This is a genomic window from Corynebacterium pseudopelargi, from assembly GCF_003814005.1.
In the GTDB taxonomy this organism is placed as follows: domain Bacteria; phylum Actinomycetota; class Actinomycetes; order Mycobacteriales; family Mycobacteriaceae; genus Corynebacterium; species Corynebacterium pseudopelargi.
On the sequence record NZ_CP033898.1, the window covers coordinates 344,879 to 360,248 of the forward strand.

At 58.5% G+C, this 15,370-nt stretch carries 19 protein-coding genes; 9 read left to right on the forward strand and 10 right to left on the reverse strand.

From position 1 onward, the window contains the following. Positions 1 to 27: 27 nt before the first annotated feature. Complete coding sequence (locus tag CPPEL_RS01615; RefSeq protein WP_123959506.1) at positions 28 to 198, forward strand: DUF4236 domain-containing protein; 171 nt, start codon at positions 28 to 30, stop codon at positions 196 to 198. Here the strand turns inward: CPPEL_RS01615 and CPPEL_RS01620 are convergent, their stop codons facing one another. From CPPEL_RS01620 to CPPEL_RS01635, 4 genes are all read right to left on the reverse strand, one after another. After that, positions 199 to 813: a CbiQ family ECF transporter T component gene (locus CPPEL_RS01620; RefSeq protein WP_123959507.1), complete on the reverse strand. Its 615-nt coding sequence runs from the start codon at positions 811 to 813 to the stop codon at positions 199 to 201. Further along, on the reverse strand, positions 806 to 1,492 hold the full coding sequence (locus tag CPPEL_RS01625) for an energy-coupling factor ABC transporter ATP-binding protein (RefSeq protein WP_123959508.1): 687 nt from the start codon (positions 1,490 to 1,492) through the stop codon (positions 806 to 808). Before CPPEL_RS01625 ends, CPPEL_RS01620 begins: the two co-directional genes overlap by 8 nt. Before the next feature lie 3 nt (positions 1,493 to 1,495). Next, entirely contained in the window at positions 1,496 to 2,035 is a 540-nt protein-coding gene (locus tag CPPEL_RS01630; RefSeq protein ID WP_123959509.1) for a biotin transporter BioY, read from the reverse strand. Positions 2,036 to 2,138: 103 nt separating this feature from the next. Further along, positions 2,139 to 3,017, reverse strand: coding sequence for an HhH-GPD family protein (locus tag CPPEL_RS01635; protein WP_123959510.1), 879 nt, complete (start codon positions 3,015 to 3,017; stop codon positions 2,139 to 2,141). A gap of 65 nt (positions 3,018 to 3,082) precedes the next feature. Between CPPEL_RS01635 and CPPEL_RS01640 the strand changes: the two genes are divergently transcribed. Both CPPEL_RS01640 and CPPEL_RS01645 read left to right on the forward strand, forming a co-directional pair. Then, positions 3,083 to 3,685 (forward strand): carbonic anhydrase, encoded by a 603-nt coding sequence (locus CPPEL_RS01640; RefSeq protein WP_123959511.1) that lies wholly within the window; start codon positions 3,083 to 3,085, stop codon positions 3,683 to 3,685. Between the two features lie 65 nt (positions 3,686 to 3,750). Beyond that, positions 3,751 to 4,431 carry a hypothetical protein gene (locus CPPEL_RS01645; protein WP_123959512.1) on the forward strand — a complete coding sequence of 227 codons (681 nt, stop codon included), beginning with the start codon at positions 3,751 to 3,753 and terminating at the stop codon, positions 4,429 to 4,431. On the opposite strand, the gene radA is transcribed toward CPPEL_RS01645, so the two are convergent. Then, complete coding sequence (gene radA / locus CPPEL_RS01650; protein WP_123959513.1) at positions 4,428 to 5,798, reverse strand: DNA repair protein RadA; 1,371 nt, start codon at positions 5,796 to 5,798, stop codon at positions 4,428 to 4,430. The genes CPPEL_RS01645 and radA overlap by 4 nt on opposite strands. 88 nt (positions 5,799 to 5,886) lie before the next feature. Further along, entirely contained in the window at positions 5,887 to 6,447 is a 561-nt protein-coding gene (locus CPPEL_RS01655) for a hypothetical protein (RefSeq protein ID WP_123961185.1), read from the reverse strand. Between the two features lie 241 nt (positions 6,448 to 6,688). Between CPPEL_RS01655 and CPPEL_RS01660 the strand changes: the two genes are divergently transcribed. From CPPEL_RS01660 to rlmB, 5 genes are read left to right on the forward strand one after another with little or no spacing between them, the layout of a single operon-like run. Then, complete coding sequence (locus CPPEL_RS01660; protein WP_123959514.1) at positions 6,689 to 7,258, forward strand: CarD family transcriptional regulator; 570 nt, start codon at positions 6,689 to 6,691, stop codon at positions 7,256 to 7,258. 1 nt (position 7,259) lies between these two features. Then, positions 7,260 to 7,994: a 2-C-methyl-D-erythritol 4-phosphate cytidylyltransferase gene (ispD, locus tag CPPEL_RS01665; protein ID WP_123959515.1), complete on the forward strand. Its 735-nt coding sequence runs from the start codon at positions 7,260 to 7,262 to the stop codon at positions 7,992 to 7,994. Next, positions 7,987 to 8,475 carry a 2-C-methyl-D-erythritol 2,4-cyclodiphosphate synthase gene (ispF, locus tag CPPEL_RS01670; RefSeq protein WP_123959516.1) on the forward strand — a complete coding sequence of 163 codons (489 nt, stop codon included), beginning with the start codon at positions 7,987 to 7,989 and terminating at the stop codon, positions 8,473 to 8,475. The genes ispD and ispF overlap by 8 nt, the downstream gene beginning before the upstream one ends. A 34-nt stretch (positions 8,476 to 8,509) precedes the next feature. Then, positions 8,510 to 9,898 (forward strand): cysteine--tRNA ligase, encoded by a 1,389-nt coding sequence (gene cysS, locus CPPEL_RS01675; protein ID WP_123959517.1) that lies wholly within the window; start codon positions 8,510 to 8,512, stop codon positions 9,896 to 9,898. A 21-nt stretch (positions 9,899 to 9,919) separates the two neighbouring features. Beyond that, a complete protein-coding gene (rlmB, locus tag CPPEL_RS01680; protein WP_123959518.1) occupies positions 9,920 to 10,849 on the forward strand; it encodes a 23S rRNA (guanosine(2251)-2'-O)-methyltransferase RlmB in 930 nt (309 codons plus the stop codon). Here the strand turns inward: rlmB and CPPEL_RS01685 are convergent. The 4 genes from CPPEL_RS01685 to CPPEL_RS01700 are packed head-to-tail and all read right to left on the reverse strand — an operon-like array spanning position 10,815 to position 14,131. After that, a complete protein-coding gene (locus CPPEL_RS01685; protein WP_164470345.1) occupies positions 10,815 to 11,624 on the reverse strand; it encodes a CE1 family esterase in 810 nt (269 codons plus the stop codon). The genes rlmB and CPPEL_RS01685 overlap by 35 nt on opposite strands. Then, positions 11,612 to 12,484 (reverse strand): metal ABC transporter permease, encoded by an 873-nt coding sequence (locus tag CPPEL_RS01690; RefSeq protein ID WP_123959520.1) that lies wholly within the window; start codon positions 12,482 to 12,484, stop codon positions 11,612 to 11,614. Before CPPEL_RS01690 ends, CPPEL_RS01685 begins: the two co-directional genes overlap by 13 nt. Then, on the reverse strand, positions 12,485 to 13,177 hold the full coding sequence (locus CPPEL_RS01695) for a metal ABC transporter ATP-binding protein (RefSeq protein ID WP_123959521.1): 693 nt from the start codon (positions 13,175 to 13,177) through the stop codon (positions 12,485 to 12,487). Between the two features lie 9 nt (positions 13,178 to 13,186). Continuing rightward, positions 13,187 to 14,131 carry a metal ABC transporter solute-binding protein, Zn/Mn family gene (locus tag CPPEL_RS01700; RefSeq protein ID WP_123959522.1) on the reverse strand — a complete coding sequence of 315 codons (945 nt, stop codon included), beginning with the start codon at positions 14,129 to 14,131 and terminating at the stop codon, positions 13,187 to 13,189. Between the two features lie 135 nt (positions 14,132 to 14,266). On the opposite strand from CPPEL_RS01700, the gene CPPEL_RS01705 reads away from it, so the two are divergent. Continuing rightward, a complete protein-coding gene (locus CPPEL_RS01705) occupies positions 14,267 to 15,355 on the forward strand; it encodes a LacI family DNA-binding transcriptional regulator (RefSeq protein ID WP_123959523.1) in 1,089 nt (362 codons plus the stop codon). Positions 15,356 to 15,370 lie beyond the last annotated feature (15 nt).

Here is a 15,370-nt window from a genome sequence, read left to right on the forward strand (position 1 = left end):
ATATTGATCAATCAGAAAGGATCGAACGTGGGCATCTTTTTCCGCCAAAGAAAGAAAATTGGCAAAAATAGCTGGCTGAATGTATCCAAGTCGGGCACCTCTGCGAGCACCCGCATTGGGCCTGTCACGCTCAATAGCAGGGGCGGGGTGTATGTGAATCTCCCCGGCGGCCTGCACTATCGCGGGCGCTGGAAATAATTAATCCGCAGCACCCCTGGCGATCAGGGCATCGGCGATGGCGCGGGCTCGTCGAATAGCTCGAATCAACACCGGTGTACCAATGGCGGTGATGGAGAAATTCACCCCGCGGGCCTTGCGGGCATCAAGAACCTCAAACACGGTGCCGAACATCAAGGGGATCAAACGGATGGTCAAAGAAATGGCCAGCACGATCTGATCCACCGGCAGCCAGCGCTCGAAGGGGCGAAGGGAGCGCTCGAGCGCATCCATCATCGCCTCAAGCGGGGTGGTAAGCGTAAGCAAGGCGGCCAGCATCAACGCCGCCAAAAGCGCACCGGTGACACCGATGGCGCGATCCGGGCCATATTGCCACCACTGAAACGCACACAGCATGCCAAGCACCGGCAAGGTCATCCAGATCTGCGACCAAGCAATCCCGATCGGGATCCGCGCCACGGCATAGAGCAGCACCACAACGCCAATCACGGCCAAAGCCCAAGCAGCAGTGTGGACCCAAATGGCGGTGGTGATAACAAAGATCACCAACGCTAGGAACTTCCATCCTGCGGGCATGCGGTGAATCGGCGTTGTGCCAGCAACATAAACGCCTAGGGGAAGGCGCTGCCTATTCATGGCCAATAAATTCCTTGTACTGGGCAATCACGTCTTTTGGGGGTCCATCGGCTGCAACTCGGTGGTTATGCAGGCAAATGGCGCGGTCGAAATCTTCAACAAATTCCAGGTCGTGGGTTACCACGATGAGCTGCTGATCAAGCGTGGAAAAGATCTGGCGAAGACGATCCCTATTGCGCAGATCCAACAAGGTGGTGGGCTCATCGGCCACAATCAACTTCGGGTCAATCACCAGTACTGCGGCAAGCGCCAGGAGGTGCTTTTGCCCACCTGAGAGCACATGGGGCGATTGATCCTGGAGCTGCTCTAAGCCAAAACGGCGAAGAATCTCCTGCACGCGCTGCTTGCGCTGCTCTGCAGGCAGCTTAAATCTGCGCAAAGAGAAGGCAATATCGTCTGCCACCGTGGGCATCACAATCTGGTTTTCTGGATCAGAAAACACAAAGCCCACTTGCTTGCGCACCTGCTTTGCCTGCTTGGCTAGGTCGAGTCCATCAAACTCCACACGCCCGGAACTCGGTGCGCCAAGGCCATTAATCAAGCGCACCAAGGTCGATTTACCGCCACCATTTTCACCAATAATGGCGATGCGCTGTTCTTTAAGCTCCAAGGTGGTCGGCTCAAGGGCTGTGAACTCATCAAAGCGAACACAAGCCTGGTCAAAGCGGATTACTGGCACGTGTTAGGCCCTCTTACGCAGATCCGGGAAAGCCTTATGCACACCAGAAGCAATAGCCACCGCAGCAGCCATCTTGATCAAGTCGGGGATAATGAAAGGCCCATTGACTGCCAGGGCAGGGCCAAATGCCATATCGGCGCGAAGCATCAAACCAACGCTGCCAAGAATGTATTGGATGGCCAAACCGCTTAGTGCCGCAATGGCGAGGGTGATGACAGCAGAAGCGCCCTTGCCCGCGCGGTAGGCAATAGCGCCTGCGACGAATGCCGCAAAGAGATAGCCCACCATATAGCCAATGGTTGGCCCGGCCATTGCCGAAAGCGTGGAGCGGCCACCGGCAAGCACCGGAATGCCAAGTAAGCCAATGGCAAGAAACAGTGCGGTGGCAAGCAGGCCGCGCTTAGGGCCAAGGATGAGCCCGGCTAGGATCACGATGGCATTTTGCAGCACGATGGGCACACCGGCAGCACCCACGGGGATGGAAACGAAGGCAAAGACGATAATCAATGCGGCAAAGACCGCGCAGTAAGCAAGGTCTTGCATTGAGCTATTTGCAGATGAGGATTTCACCCCAATAGCTTAACGTTGTTCAGTTGCGTGGCACTAGCACCCAGCAGCAAACTTTCAGCGCGCAGCGCTGAGCTGGTTATTGCGGTAGCCGAAACGTTCCTTGCTCCGTTTGCTCAGCCAAGTGATCTTCGAGCAGCGAATAAAGCGCCCTTGAACGCTGCGCGGCATCAGGCCACACCACATCAATGTCTGCTTGGCTCAAGGGCCGATCTGCACTGCGAAGGGCATCCATAATCAAACCCCGCACCTGCCGATCGGTGCCCTGGAATTTTTGCTGCCTGCGCTTTTTAGCCGCCAATTCCTCATCGGTAGGCATGGGCTTGCCCAGGGCTTGCCATTGGCACTGCTGTATAACCGGGCACTGTTGGCATAGAGGTTTAGGCGTACACACCAAAGCGCCGAGCTCCATCAGCCCCACCGAAAACACAGGCGCATCGTCTTCGGGCAATAAGGCTTCAACCTCTTTGAGCTCACGCTTTGCGGCATTGCCTGCCAGAAAGCGGCCGTGGATCAGCCTGTTGAGCACCCTGCGCACATTGGTATCTACCACCGGCACGCGCTGGCCATAGGCAAAAGCGGCCACGGCACGGGCGGTGTAATCGCCGATGCCAGGTAGTGCTAAAAGCTCATCTACATCCTGCGGTACCTCGCCGCCATAGTCTTGGGTGATTATTCGGGCACACTCGTGCAGCCTGAGGGCGCGCCGGGGATAGCCGAGCTTGCCCCAGGCCCGCAAAATATCGGCCCTTGGTGCAGCAGCGAAGTCGGCGGGGGTAGGCCAGCGCTGCATCCAGGCCTGCCAGATTGGCTCTACGCGAGAGACTTGGGTTTGCTGGCTCATTACCTCGCTGAGCAGCACGCCCCAGGCACTGGTGTGGGGATTGCGCCACACAATGCTGCGGGCATTGTCGCGATACCAGGCGATAATCTTTGATTGCAGGGGTGCAAAATTCACGGGATTAGAAAGTTTTCCGGTTAAGTTTTAACAAGCAGGGTGCGTGAAGTGCCACAATACTTGGTATGAGTGCGAATTCTTCTTCTACCCTCTGGAACACGATGTTGGAGGCCAATCAGCGCTTTGCTGAAGGCACACCTGCCCGCCCCAACCAGGATGAAGATCGCCGTGCAGCGCTGCAAGCCGGCCAAAATCCCTATGCGTGTGTCTTTACCTGCTCGGATTCCCGCGTTCCCGCGGAGCTCATCTTCGATGCAGGCCTCGGTGATCTCTTCGTGGTGCGTACCGCAGGCGAGGTGGTAGATATCGGCGTGATGGCCACCTTGGAATTCGCCGTGGCTGGCCTTGGCGTGGAGCTGCTGGTGATCATGGGCCACCAGAACTGCGGTGCGGTCAAAGCTACCGCCGAGGTGTATGAGGGTGCGGACCTTCCTCCTGCGCAGCAGCGGGTGTTGGTGGAGCAGATCCTGCCCAGCATTACCAAGGCCAAGCAGGCCGGGATGCATGATCGCGAGGATTTCGAGCGCCAGCATGCCGCACGCATGGCAGAAAAGATTCTGTCTACCTCCTCGGTGATCCGTGAGGCAGTAGAAGCAGGCAGGCTCAATGTGGTTGCTGCTCGCTATAAGCTTGACGACGCCACCGTGGAAACAGTAGCGGCCTGGTAAATCCTCTTTGGCATGTCCGGGGTGTAAGCGTAGCCTGGCGCTAAAAAGTTCGTATTCTAAAGAACGTGGATTCCCAAAACTTCGCCCCGGATCGCCTGCCAGAAAAGTATTACAAGCGCCGTCGCGCAGCCGCCGCGATTGTGCTTGTGATCCTCGCGTTGCTCTTTGTGTGGCTCGTATCAAGCCTGCGTGGCAATGATGATAGCGAGCAGGTTGCGCAAAGCAGCAGCGTAACCGCCACGAGCACCACAACCACGACTACTTCCAGCGCTCAGGAAGAAGAAAGCACCGAAAGCGCGGAGTCGAGTCAGGAAAGCACGGAAGCTGCCTCTAGTGAGGCACCCGCCGAAGATGCCACCTGCCGGGTAGAAGATTTGCAGGTGATTGCCAAAACCAATCGTCCTGATTACCCAGCCGGTGAGCAGCCTGTGTTCTATATGACGGTGCGTAACCCCACCGAGGTTGATTGCGAGGTTGATTTAGATGAGCAACCCCTTCGCTTCGAGGTGTATGACTTAGGCACCAATCAGCGCGTGTGGTCGGATATCGACTGCAACAACCCGGTGGCGCAGGGCCGCCAGACCTTCAAAGCTGGCCAGGAGCGCAGCTTCGAGGCGGCTTGGTCGCGCACCCAAAGCGCACCGAATGAATGTGGGGATCGTCCCGAGGCCGCACCAGGCGGCTACTATCTGCACACCGTGATCGGGCAGAACCCCTCACAGCCAGTAACCTTTAACCTGGCCTAGGCCCCAAGCACCGCTAGCGCCTCAGCGATCGTTCCCACCTTCTGCAACTGCATCCCGGGTATATCCACATCGGCATTGGGAATGATCGCTTTGCCGTATCCAAGGCGGTGTGCTTCTTGGAGCCTTCGCTGCAAATTTGGCACTGCACGGATTTCTCCCGCCAAGCCCACCTCGCCTACAACCACCGTGCGCTTGGGCAAAGCACGCCCAGTCATCGCACTGGCGGTGGCCAGGGCAATGGCCAGGTCTACGGCAGGTTCGCCCACTTTCACCCCACCCACGGTTGCCACATACACCTCTTTATCGTGCGTGCGCTTTTTCGCCCGCGCAGAAAGCACGGCCAACACCATGGGCACACGGGTGGCATCGAGCCCCGTAACGGCGCGCCGGGGATTTTTAGATTCAGTGGGCACCACGAGTGCTTGGACTTCCGCCAAGATGGGGCGCACCCCATCCATCGCCACTGTGACCGCTGTGCCGTCGGGGGTGGCATCGCGGTGCGATAAAAACAGCCCAGAAGGATCGGGTACTTCGTGGATGCCATCGTGTTGTTGCTCAAAGCAGCCCACCTCATCGGTGGCACCGAAACGGTTTTTGATCCCGCGCAGCATTCTGAGTGTTGAGTGGCGATCGCCCTCAAAGTTCAGCACCACATCCACCAGGTGCTCTAGGGTGCGAGGGCCTGCGACATTGCCGTCTTTGGTGACGTGGCCAACCAGCAGCACGGGGATGGCTGTTTCTTTGGCCAGGCTCGTAAGCGCTGCGGTAACGGCGCGTGATTGGGCCACGCCACCCGACACACCTTCCACACCGCTTGCCTGCATGGTTTGCACAGAGTCCACGATGAGTAGTGAGGGCTTGATGGCCTCAACATGGCTAAATACCACGTCGAGTTGTGATTCGGCGGCCAGGTAAAGATTTTCCTGCAGTGCGCCGGTGCGCTCGGCGCGCATCCTTACCTGCCCGGCAGATTCCTCGGCGGTGATGTATAAGGCCTTGCGCTTTTGGCCATCGCTGCCTTCGCACTGCGCCCATTTGCTTGCTACCTCAAGCAGCAGGGTGGATTTCCCCACGCCGGGTTCACCGGCGAGCAAGATAACAGAGCCGGGCACAATGCCCTTGCCAAGCACGCGATCCAGCTCGCTGATCCCGGTGCTGCGCACGGTAGAAAGCGTGGGATCAATCTTGGTGATGTTCAGCGCCGGGGCATTCGGGGCAATGCGCAGCGAAGATCGGGCACTTGCTGCAACGGGGGCGTGTTCTTCAAAAGAGCCCCATGCCCCGCATTCGGGGCATCGCCCTAGCCACTTGGGTGCCTCATATCCGCATTCAGAGCACACATGGGTGCTGCGCTTTGCTTTTGCCATGGCTCCTACCTTAAAACACCACCCCCGATTTGCGTTCTGACATGCAAAAACGCGCAGCCGAAGCTGCGCGTTTTTTAGGAGGATGCTTTTAGTGCTTCTTCTCCGGTGCCTGGCGCTCAAGGGAGCCGGCCTCGGGCAGAGGCTCGGAGATGGTGGCTACAACGTTGACCTCTTGGCCGTCGTCGAATACGAACTTCACGTCGGTGTTGCCGCCGACGGGGAAGCCGGGGTTATCAACGGAAGTAGCTACCTTGTTCAGGCAGGCCTTGTTGGTAGAAGGGATGTTCTTCAATTCGCCTTCGAGGTCTGCCACGAGCGAGCAGCCGGGACCCATGCTCAGGTCGCCGTCGAGGGAGACGTCTTTGCCTTCAACGCTGACGCTCTTGAGGGTGTGCTCGCGATCGCCCTTATCCAGGTTGGAGGCGGTGAACTTCAAGCCAGCCTTGCCATTGTTTTTAACCTGGACGGTGACGTCGCGCAGGGAAACAAGGTTATCGGCGGTGTTAGCGGACGCGCCATCTACAGCCGCTACCTGGGTATCGGTCTGGGTGATCTGGCCTGCGCCGCAGGATGCGAGCACAAGGGCGCAGCAGGCGAGACCGGGTGCGAGTGCGGCCGACTTAAGGGACTTCACGTGTACGTCCTCCATCGTGAAAACGGATAAGACAGTGGCGGATGCGTCGAAAAGCTCATCCGAAGCTGTCGCGAGCATTTTACTTCACCCCACTTTAGTGCTTTGTGGCCGGTGGTACACAGTCAGTGTGTGATTGATCAAGCCAAACGGGGTAAAACGAAAGGATTAGCATTTCTGCCCCTGCGAGCAGGGCGCCAGATGCAGCCAGTGATACAATACGGCAGTTACGCGTGCGTACAGCTTGAAGGAGAGTTCCATGGATTTTAAGGTCGGCGACACCGTTGTGTACCCGCACCACGGCGCTGCTGTGGTGGCAGATATTGAGCATCGGGAAATGGGTGGGGAGACCTTAGAGTACCTAGTGCTGCAAATTCACCAGTCTGACCTGGTAGTTCGCGTGCCTTCTAAAAACGCCGAGCTTGTGGGCGTGCGCGATGTGGTCGACGATGCAGGGCTGAAGAAGGTGTTCGGTTTCCTGCGCGAGGCTGATGTTGAAGAGGCCACCAACTGGTCGCGTCGCTTCAAGGCAAACCAGGAGCGCCTGGCATCAGGTGACGTGAATAAGGTGGCCGAGGTTGTTCGCGATCTCTGGCGCCGCGACCAGGGCAAGGGCCTATCTGCCGGCGAGAAGCGCATGTTGGCAAAGGCGCGTCAGGTGCTCGTGGGCGAGCTTTCTTTGGCCGAGGTCAACGACGAGAAGAAGGCCGATGCGCTTCTGGCTGAGGTGGATGCCACCATCGAGCGTCACCGTTCGGCTGAGACGGCGCCGGAAGAGCCGATGAGCTTTGACGATAAAGAAGTAGACCTCGACGAGCTCGCCTTCTAATATGGCACGCCCGGTCACCGCCATCATTGCGGCCGCGGGCGTGGGCAAAAGGCTTGGGGCTGATATGCCTAAGGCCTATGTTGAACTCCACGGGCGCAGCCTGCTGGAACGTTCAATCCAGGCGATGATTCGATCGGAAATCGTCGATCAAATCTTGGTCGTTATCAGCCCAGCCATGCGGGCACATGCCCAATCCCTGCTGCACAAAGCAGGCCTTGATCGCGCCGAGGTGCCGATCGAGCTTGTCGACGGCGGCGCGGAACGATTCGACAGCGTGTGGTGTGGCCTGCAGGCCATCGCCCAGGAGCAGGGCGTGGTGCTGATTCACGACGCAGCAAGGGCACTGACCCCTCCCGGGATGATCGCGCGTGTGAGTGCCGCGGTGCTTGAAGGTAACGCCGCCGTGATTCCGGTGCTGCCGGTATCCGACACCATCAAGCAGGTCGAGGGCCAATTCGTGCTGAATACCCCGCAGCGTTCCTCGCTCATGGCGGTGCAAACGCCACAAGGTTTTGACCTGGAGGCATTGCGCAACGCCAACCGGCGCTATTTTGATTCGCCCTCAGACTTCCAGCCCACCGACGATGCCTCGCTTATGGAATGGGCTGGTTATCCGGTGCGCTGCGTACAAGGCGACCCAATGGCCTTTAAAGTAACCACTCCCATGGACTTTGCCCTCGCCACCGTGGTGAGCGCCCAGGCAGAGAGCACAGAATTTGAGGTTCCCGGTGACTAATCACATCATCCCCCGCGTTGGTATCGGCACCGATGCCCACCAGATCCAGGAGGGCAAAGCGTGCATGCTGGCCTGCCTTCGCTTTGAAAACGCGGATGGCTGCGAAGGCCACTCCGATGGCGACGTGGTAGCCCACGCCATCGTCGATGCGCTTCTAAGTGCCGCCGGCCTTGGAGATCTTGGCAGCTTTGTGGGCGTAGGCAGAAGCGAATACGACAATGTTTCAGGCGAGCGCTTGCTTAGAGAATGCCGCGAGTTGCTTGAGCGCGAAGGCTTCATCATTGGCAACGTGGCCGCACAGATGATTGGCCAAACCCCAAAGATGGGGCCGCGCCGCGAAGAGGCCCAAGCCCTTATCAGCGAAATTTTGGGCGCGCCGGCATCTATTGCCGCCACCAGCACCGATCACCTCGGTTTCACCGGCCGCGGTGAGGGGCGTGCTGCCGTGGCAACTGCCGTGGTGTGGCAGGGCGCTAGCTAAAGCGCTGATCCGCGGCTTCGATACAATAAAGCCCGTGACCCTACAGATCTTTGACACAGCCACCCGCAGCCTTCGCCCCTTCCAACCTTTGCGTGAGGGGCACGCATCCATTTATCTTTGCGGTGCTACACCCCAAACGCAGCCGCATATTGGCCATGTGCGCTCCGGTGTGGCCTTCGATATCCTGCGCCGCTGGCTGCTTGCCCAAGGCTACGACGTAGCCTTCGTGCGCAATGTCACCGATATTGACGACAAGATCTTAAACAAAGCCGCAGAACACAACCGCCCCTGGTGGGAGTGGGTGAGCACCTATGAGCGCGAATTCACCCACGCCTACGATCTGCTCGGCGTGCTGCCTCCTTCAGTAGAACCGCGCGCAACAGGGCATGTGACCCAAATGGTGGAGTACATGCAGCGGCTTATTCAACGCGGCTACGCCTATGAGGCCGAAGGCTCCGTGTACTTCGATGTTGCAGCATGGGTCGCAGCCGAAGGCTCCGATTATGGCAGCCTTTCTGGCAACCGCGTTGAAGAAATGGAACAGGGCGAAAGCGATGTGCAGGGCAAACGTGGTGCCCACGACTTCGCACTGTGGAAGGCCGCAAAGCCCGGCGAACCATCCTGGCCTACCCCCTGGGGTTCCGGTAGGCCCGGCTGGCACCTCGAGTGCTCCGCCATGGCTACCTGGTATTTGGGTGAGTCTTTCGATATCCACTGCGGCGGGCTCGACCTGCAGTTCCCGCACCACGAAAACGAAATTGCGCAGTCGCATGCCGCAGGCGATGGTTTTGCCCAGTACTGGATGCACAACCACTGGGTGACGATGAGCGGCGAGAAGATGAGTAAATCCTTGGGCAATGTTTTAAGCGTGCCCAATATCCTCGAGCACGTGCGCCCGGTGGAACTGCGCTACTACCTAGGATCTGCGCACTATCGCTCCATGCTGGAATACTCCGAAGCTGCACTGCTGGAGGCAGCCCAAGGCTATCGACGCATCGAGGCGCTATTAGAAAAAGTCGGTGATGTACCGGTAGGCTCATGGACTCCCGCATTTGAAGCTGCCATGAATGAGGATCTGGCGGTGCCCAAGGCACTGGCAGAAATTCATGGGCAGGTACGCGCAGCAAACACTGCCCTTGCACAATCAGATGAGGCGAAAGCCCGCGAGATTGCGTCGCAGATCCGCGCCATGACGGCGGTGCTTGGCGTTGATCCTCAATCCGAGCAGTGGGCGAATGCTTCTGGCGATAACGAGGCTGAACACCACGCACTTGACGTGCTGGTGCAAGCAGAACTGCAACGCCGCGCCGATGCCCGCGCCGCTAAGGATTGGGCTCAAGCAGATGAGGTGCGCGACCGCCTGAGCGCGGCCGGCATCAAGGTCACCGATACCGCTCAAGGCCCGCAGTGGGACCTGCAATAACAACGACTTAAAGGAAGCACTATGGGTTCAAACAATCATCGCCCCGGTTTGCGCAAGACGGATAAGAAAGGCGCAACCAAGGGCTCTGGTGGGCAGCGTCGACGCGGCCTGCGCGGCAAAGGCCCAACGCCCAAGGCCGAGGACCGCGTTTATCACGCAGCGCATAAGCGCAAACTAGAGCGCCAACGCCGCGATTCCGGGCGCCACCAAAAAGAAACCCAAGAGCTGGTTGTAGGCCGCAATCCCGTGATCGAGTGCCTTAAGGCAAAGGTGCCTGCCACCGCCATGTACGTGGCAGAAGGCACCAAGAACGACAACCGCCTCAGCGAGGCAGTAGCCATTGCCCACTCCCGCAGCATCCCACTGATCGAGGTAGCGCGCCACGAGCTTGATCGCATGACCGGCAATGGCATGCACCAGGGCATTGGGTTGCAGATCCCGCCCTTTGAGTACACCGATGTGCATTCGCTCATGGAATCGGCAGCAGGCCAGGCCGGCCTGGTGGTGGTAGCCGATAACATCACCGATCCGCGCAACCTCGGCGCCATTATCCGCTCCGTGGCGGCCTTTGGTGGCCACGGCGTGGTGATTCCAGAACGCCGCTCCGCCTCTGTTACCGCCGTGACCTGGCGTACCTCCGCAGGCACCGCGGCGCGCCTGCCTGTGGCCAAGGCAACCAATATCACCCGCACGCTCAAAGAATTCCAAAAGAATGGCTACCAGGTGGTAGGCCTAGACGCCGGCGGCGATCACACCCTCGATACTTACGACGGCCGAGGCCCGGTCGTTGTGGTGGTGGGATCCGAGGGCAAAGGTCTATCACGCCTGGTGGCAGAAACCTGCGACACCATCATGTCTATTCCCATGCAGGGCTGGGTGGAATCGCTCAACGCCTCGGTGGCTGCCGGTGTGGTGCTTAGTGAGTTCGCGCGGCAGCGTCGTCAAGGCTAAACAAAAACTGCTCAAAGTGGACTGCGATATCCACCGTGCCCGAAGCAGGGCCTAAAAGCGGGGAGGTAACCGGGTGAAGCGAGGGAATCACATGCCCCTCACCGGGTAGCGCCCACGCCTCTAGAGGTGCTTGGCCTTCATAGCGCCGGGGTGTGCCACCGTGGATCAGGCGGGCGCGGTTGAGGCTTGCGAGTTTTTCGCAGGAGGCATCAAAGCCCAAAAGCTCGCCGCGATCCTGGCCCGGCATACCTGCGTTGCCACCGCCAAAAGGCACGATCGAATCTTGCATACCGTGCTGGCAAAAAAGTGGCGTTGGTAGAAAGTCCTTGGCATCGCAGCGCCAATTATCCGCAGCCGGGTGGGTGGCTGAAAGCAAAGCGGCGGCATTGATTAAGCCGGGGCGGCGATACAGCAGGCTGAACACCATCATCGCGCCATTAGAAAAGCCCACAGCAGCAACGCGTTGGGGTTGAAGGTGCGCGATGAGCGCTTTGAGGAAGCCCACATCATCGGTGCCTAGTGTGCGGGTGCGCTCGTTGAGGTGGACGCGATCATCATTCCAGTGTTGAGCCACAGCATCGGGGTAACAAATGGTCCAGCCAAGGGCTGCGAAGCGATCAAAGCTGCCAGCGCTAAACCTTTGAAATACCGATCCAGATTGCTTTGAGCCGTGAAGGGCCCGTAAAAGATCGCCACTGGGTGCGCCTGTGGGGCGAAGCAGGCGGTACTGCCGGTGGCCGAGACGGTGGCGCTCAAGCGGGGCTAGTGATGGCATCCGGTTTGTCCAGGAGCAGCTTGGATCGAGGTATCTGGGGTTGCTCTGCGCGCTTTTTTCGCCCCCACCAAGCGGCATAGCAGATAGATAACGAAGCTAATGCTGGTAACAAAGACCGATACCGGCACACCTGGGGCAAGAGAGAGGATCAGACCACCCACGGCGGCGAGCTCGGCAAATAGCACCGAAAGCCCCAAGGCGGCAACGGGGGAGCGGGTGACTTCCACCGCTGCAGCGCCGGGGGTAATGAGCAACGCCATGACCAATAACGCGCCCACGATCTGCACCGATTGGGCGGCACTGAGGCCAACCAGCACAGCGAAGAAGATGGAATAACCGCGCACCGGCACGCCGGAGACCTTGGCCATGAGTGGATCAACTGAGGCAAAAAGCAGCGGGCGCCAACACACCGCCACGCTGATCACCACGATGAGGGTCACAATCGCGAGTAGCAGCAAAGAATCACTGCGAAGCCCCACGATCTGCCCGGTAAGCAGCGATAGCGCGGACTTGGAGTTACCGGGGTAGAGGTGGATAAACAGCACCGAGAGGCCGAGCCCAAAGCTCATCACCACGCCGACGGCACTATCTTGCTGCTTTGTGCCAAGAAGGGCTAACACAATGGCAGCCACGACCGCACCCACGACGGCGCCGATGCCAACGTTAAGCCCAAAAAGCAAGGCTGCCGATGCGCCCATTAACGCCAATTCGCTGGTGCCGTGGACCGCAAAGGACATTCGCCGCAAAACGATCAGGGTGGTCATCACCCCAGAGAGCAAGCCGAGTAAGGCGCAGGCGATGAGTGCCTGGATAACGAAGTCTTGGCTTAAAAGGTATTGGGTATCTGCCAGCCAGTTCATTTAGATCACCACAACCTTGCCGTTAATCCGCGTCACGGTCACCTCAGTTTGATACAGCTCGGATAGGGTCTGGCTATTCATAACCTCATCCACGCTGCCTAAAACATTGCCGTTATGCGTGATGTATAAGACCTTATCCACGTACTCGAGCACCGGGTTAATGCCGTGGGTTACCACCACGACGCCAGTGCCTTCCTGGCAGCGCTGGTGAAGTAATTTCACCACCTTTTGCTGCATGTGTACGTCCAGGCTGAGTAGGGGTTCGTCGCAAAGCAAAATATCGGGATCTTTGGCTAAAGCCTGTGCCTGGCGGATGAGCTGCTGTTGGCCGCCGGAAAGCGTGCTCACGCGGTGATCAGCAATGCCAAGCGCGCCTACTTGGGCAAGCAGGGCATCTACGCGCTTGGGATCGGGTTTGCGAAAAAGGCGATGCTCGAGTGCCAAAGAAACAAGATCGCGGGCGCGGATGGGCAAATGCTCCGGGAACATCCGCTGCTGGGGGATAAAACCCACCTTGCCTTCTACGCTGAGGCTGCCCGCAGTGAGGGGACGCATGCCCAAAACGGTGTTGAGCAGCGTGGATTTACCCACCCCATTAGGTCCTAGGATGGCGAGAAATTCGCCGCGGTCCAAGGTGAGATTGAGATCATCCCACAAAGGATCCACGGCGGCGTGGTCGAATCGAAGCAGCACGGTTACATGTTAGTTCTTTGTGGCATTAGCAAGGCCGTCCACTGCTTTAGAAAGGAAGTCGATATAGCCTTCGCCCTGCTCAGGGGTCTCGCGGATTTCTACAACGGGAATATCCTTATCCTCAGCAGCCTTGCGCAGTTGCTTGGTCATTTCATTTTCGGTCTGGGGGTTATACACCAGCACCTCAACCTCGCCGCTGTTAATGGCCTCAAGGAAGGCCGCAACGTCTGCGGCAGAAGGCTCGCTTTCATTCAACGTGGCCTGGCGATAGCCCTTGGGGGTGACCTCTTCTAGGTCAGAGGCCTCAATCAGGTAATCGGCAATGGGTTCAGTTTGTGCCACGCGCTTCTTCGGCAGCTTGTGTACCTGCTGGTGCAGGGATTCCAGGTCCTTCATAAAAGGCTCGGGATCGGTGGTGGCACCGGCTTCTTTGAGGCGCTTATTAATCTCTTCGGCTACGTGCTCTACCACGTGCACGTCGTACCAAATGTGCTCATTTACCCCGCCGTGATGGTGGTGTTCGTGGCCATCGTGTTCTTCGTGCGCCTCGTGTTCTTCATGTGCGTCGTGATCGCCGTGATCCTCGTGGTCGCCGTGATCGTGGCCTTCATCCAAAGGCATGGCGGAGATGATCTTCTTTTGATCATCAATGCCCTGATATGCCCAGGCATCGTAGCCGCCGCCGTTAACAACCACGAGGTCGGCCTCGTTGATCTTGGCCATATCGGCAGCCGAGGGCTCAAAGGTGTGCGGATCTACCGCACCGCCTTCGATGATGGTTTCTACCTGCACGTTCGGATCGTCCACGATGCCATCAACCACGCCACCCCACACATTGGTCGAGGCCGCTACTTTGATGGTGTTGTGGTCTTGTTCCTGCGCTGAGGAGCAAGCGCCCAAGGTGAGGGCGATGGTGGCAATAGGGGCGATGGTGGCGATGAGACGTTGCTGCATAGCACCCACGAAAGCACTAATTGGTAGTTATTGTCAATTGAAAAAGCATTGAAAACGCAAGGGGCTGGGTGGGGCTGGGTGAGGCAGAGTGAGGCAGAGCAAGGCTGAATCTGGCCGTGGACTAAGTTAGAAACCATGGCAGCCCGGAAAAAGAAGCGACTCTCGCTGGCCAGCGTGGCAGAAGAACTCGGTGTTTCACGCACCACCGTATCCAACGCCTATAACCACCCAGAGCAGCTCTCCGAGGCTTTGCGTGCCGATATCTTTGCCACCGCAGAAAGACTGGGCTACCCAGGACCAGACCCCACCGCGCGATCCCTGCGCACCCGCTACACCGGCAGCATCGGCGTGCTGTTTACCGATCACCTCACCTACGCCTTTGAAGACGTAGCCTCACTCGACTTCATGGCCGGCATGGCAGAAGTAGCCTCCCAAGACAGCACCTCCATGACGCTAGTGCCAGTAGGGCCTGACTACACAGAAAAAGAAGAAGCCAGAAGCCGAGTAAATCAGGCAGGAGTCGATGGCTTTGTCGTGTACTCCGTAGCCCGCGAAGATCCCTTCCTCGAAGCCGTGGCTGCAAGGGGACTGCCCACCGTGGTGTGCGACCAGCCCAAGGACCCACGCCTGCCCTTCGTCGGCATCGACGATGCAGCAGCCATCGCCCCTGCTGCACAAGCCTTAGTGGCAGCAGGCCACCGCAACATCGGCATCCTATGTATCCGCCTTGATCCCGTGGCCAATAATGGGCCGGTAAGCGCCGAACGCCTCGCACTGGCTCGGCACGAAACCCAAAGAAACCGCGTCAATGGTGCCCTTGAGGTATTTGAGCGCGCCGGGATCCCCCGCAATCAGGTGCCGGTGGTGGAACGCCACATCAACGATATGGCCAATAACGTCGATGCCGCCCGTGAATTGCTCAGCACCAACCCCGAGCTCACCGCCGTGCTGTGCACCACCGACACCATGGCGCTCGGCGTGCTGGATTATGCGGCAAGCCAAGGCATTGCCGTACCTGAAGATCTCTCCCTTACCGGCTTCGACGGCATTGCGCCGGCGTTAAGCAAAAACCTCAGCACGGTGTTGCAGCCGAATAGAGAAAAAGGCCGTGCCGCAGCCACCCTGCTTGCCAAAGCTATTGCAGATCCCACCTTGCCGCGGCGAACTACGTTATTGGCCACTACCTTCTATCAAGGCTCCACGATTGCGCCGCCAAGGTCTTAGCCGAGGTCTTAGGCC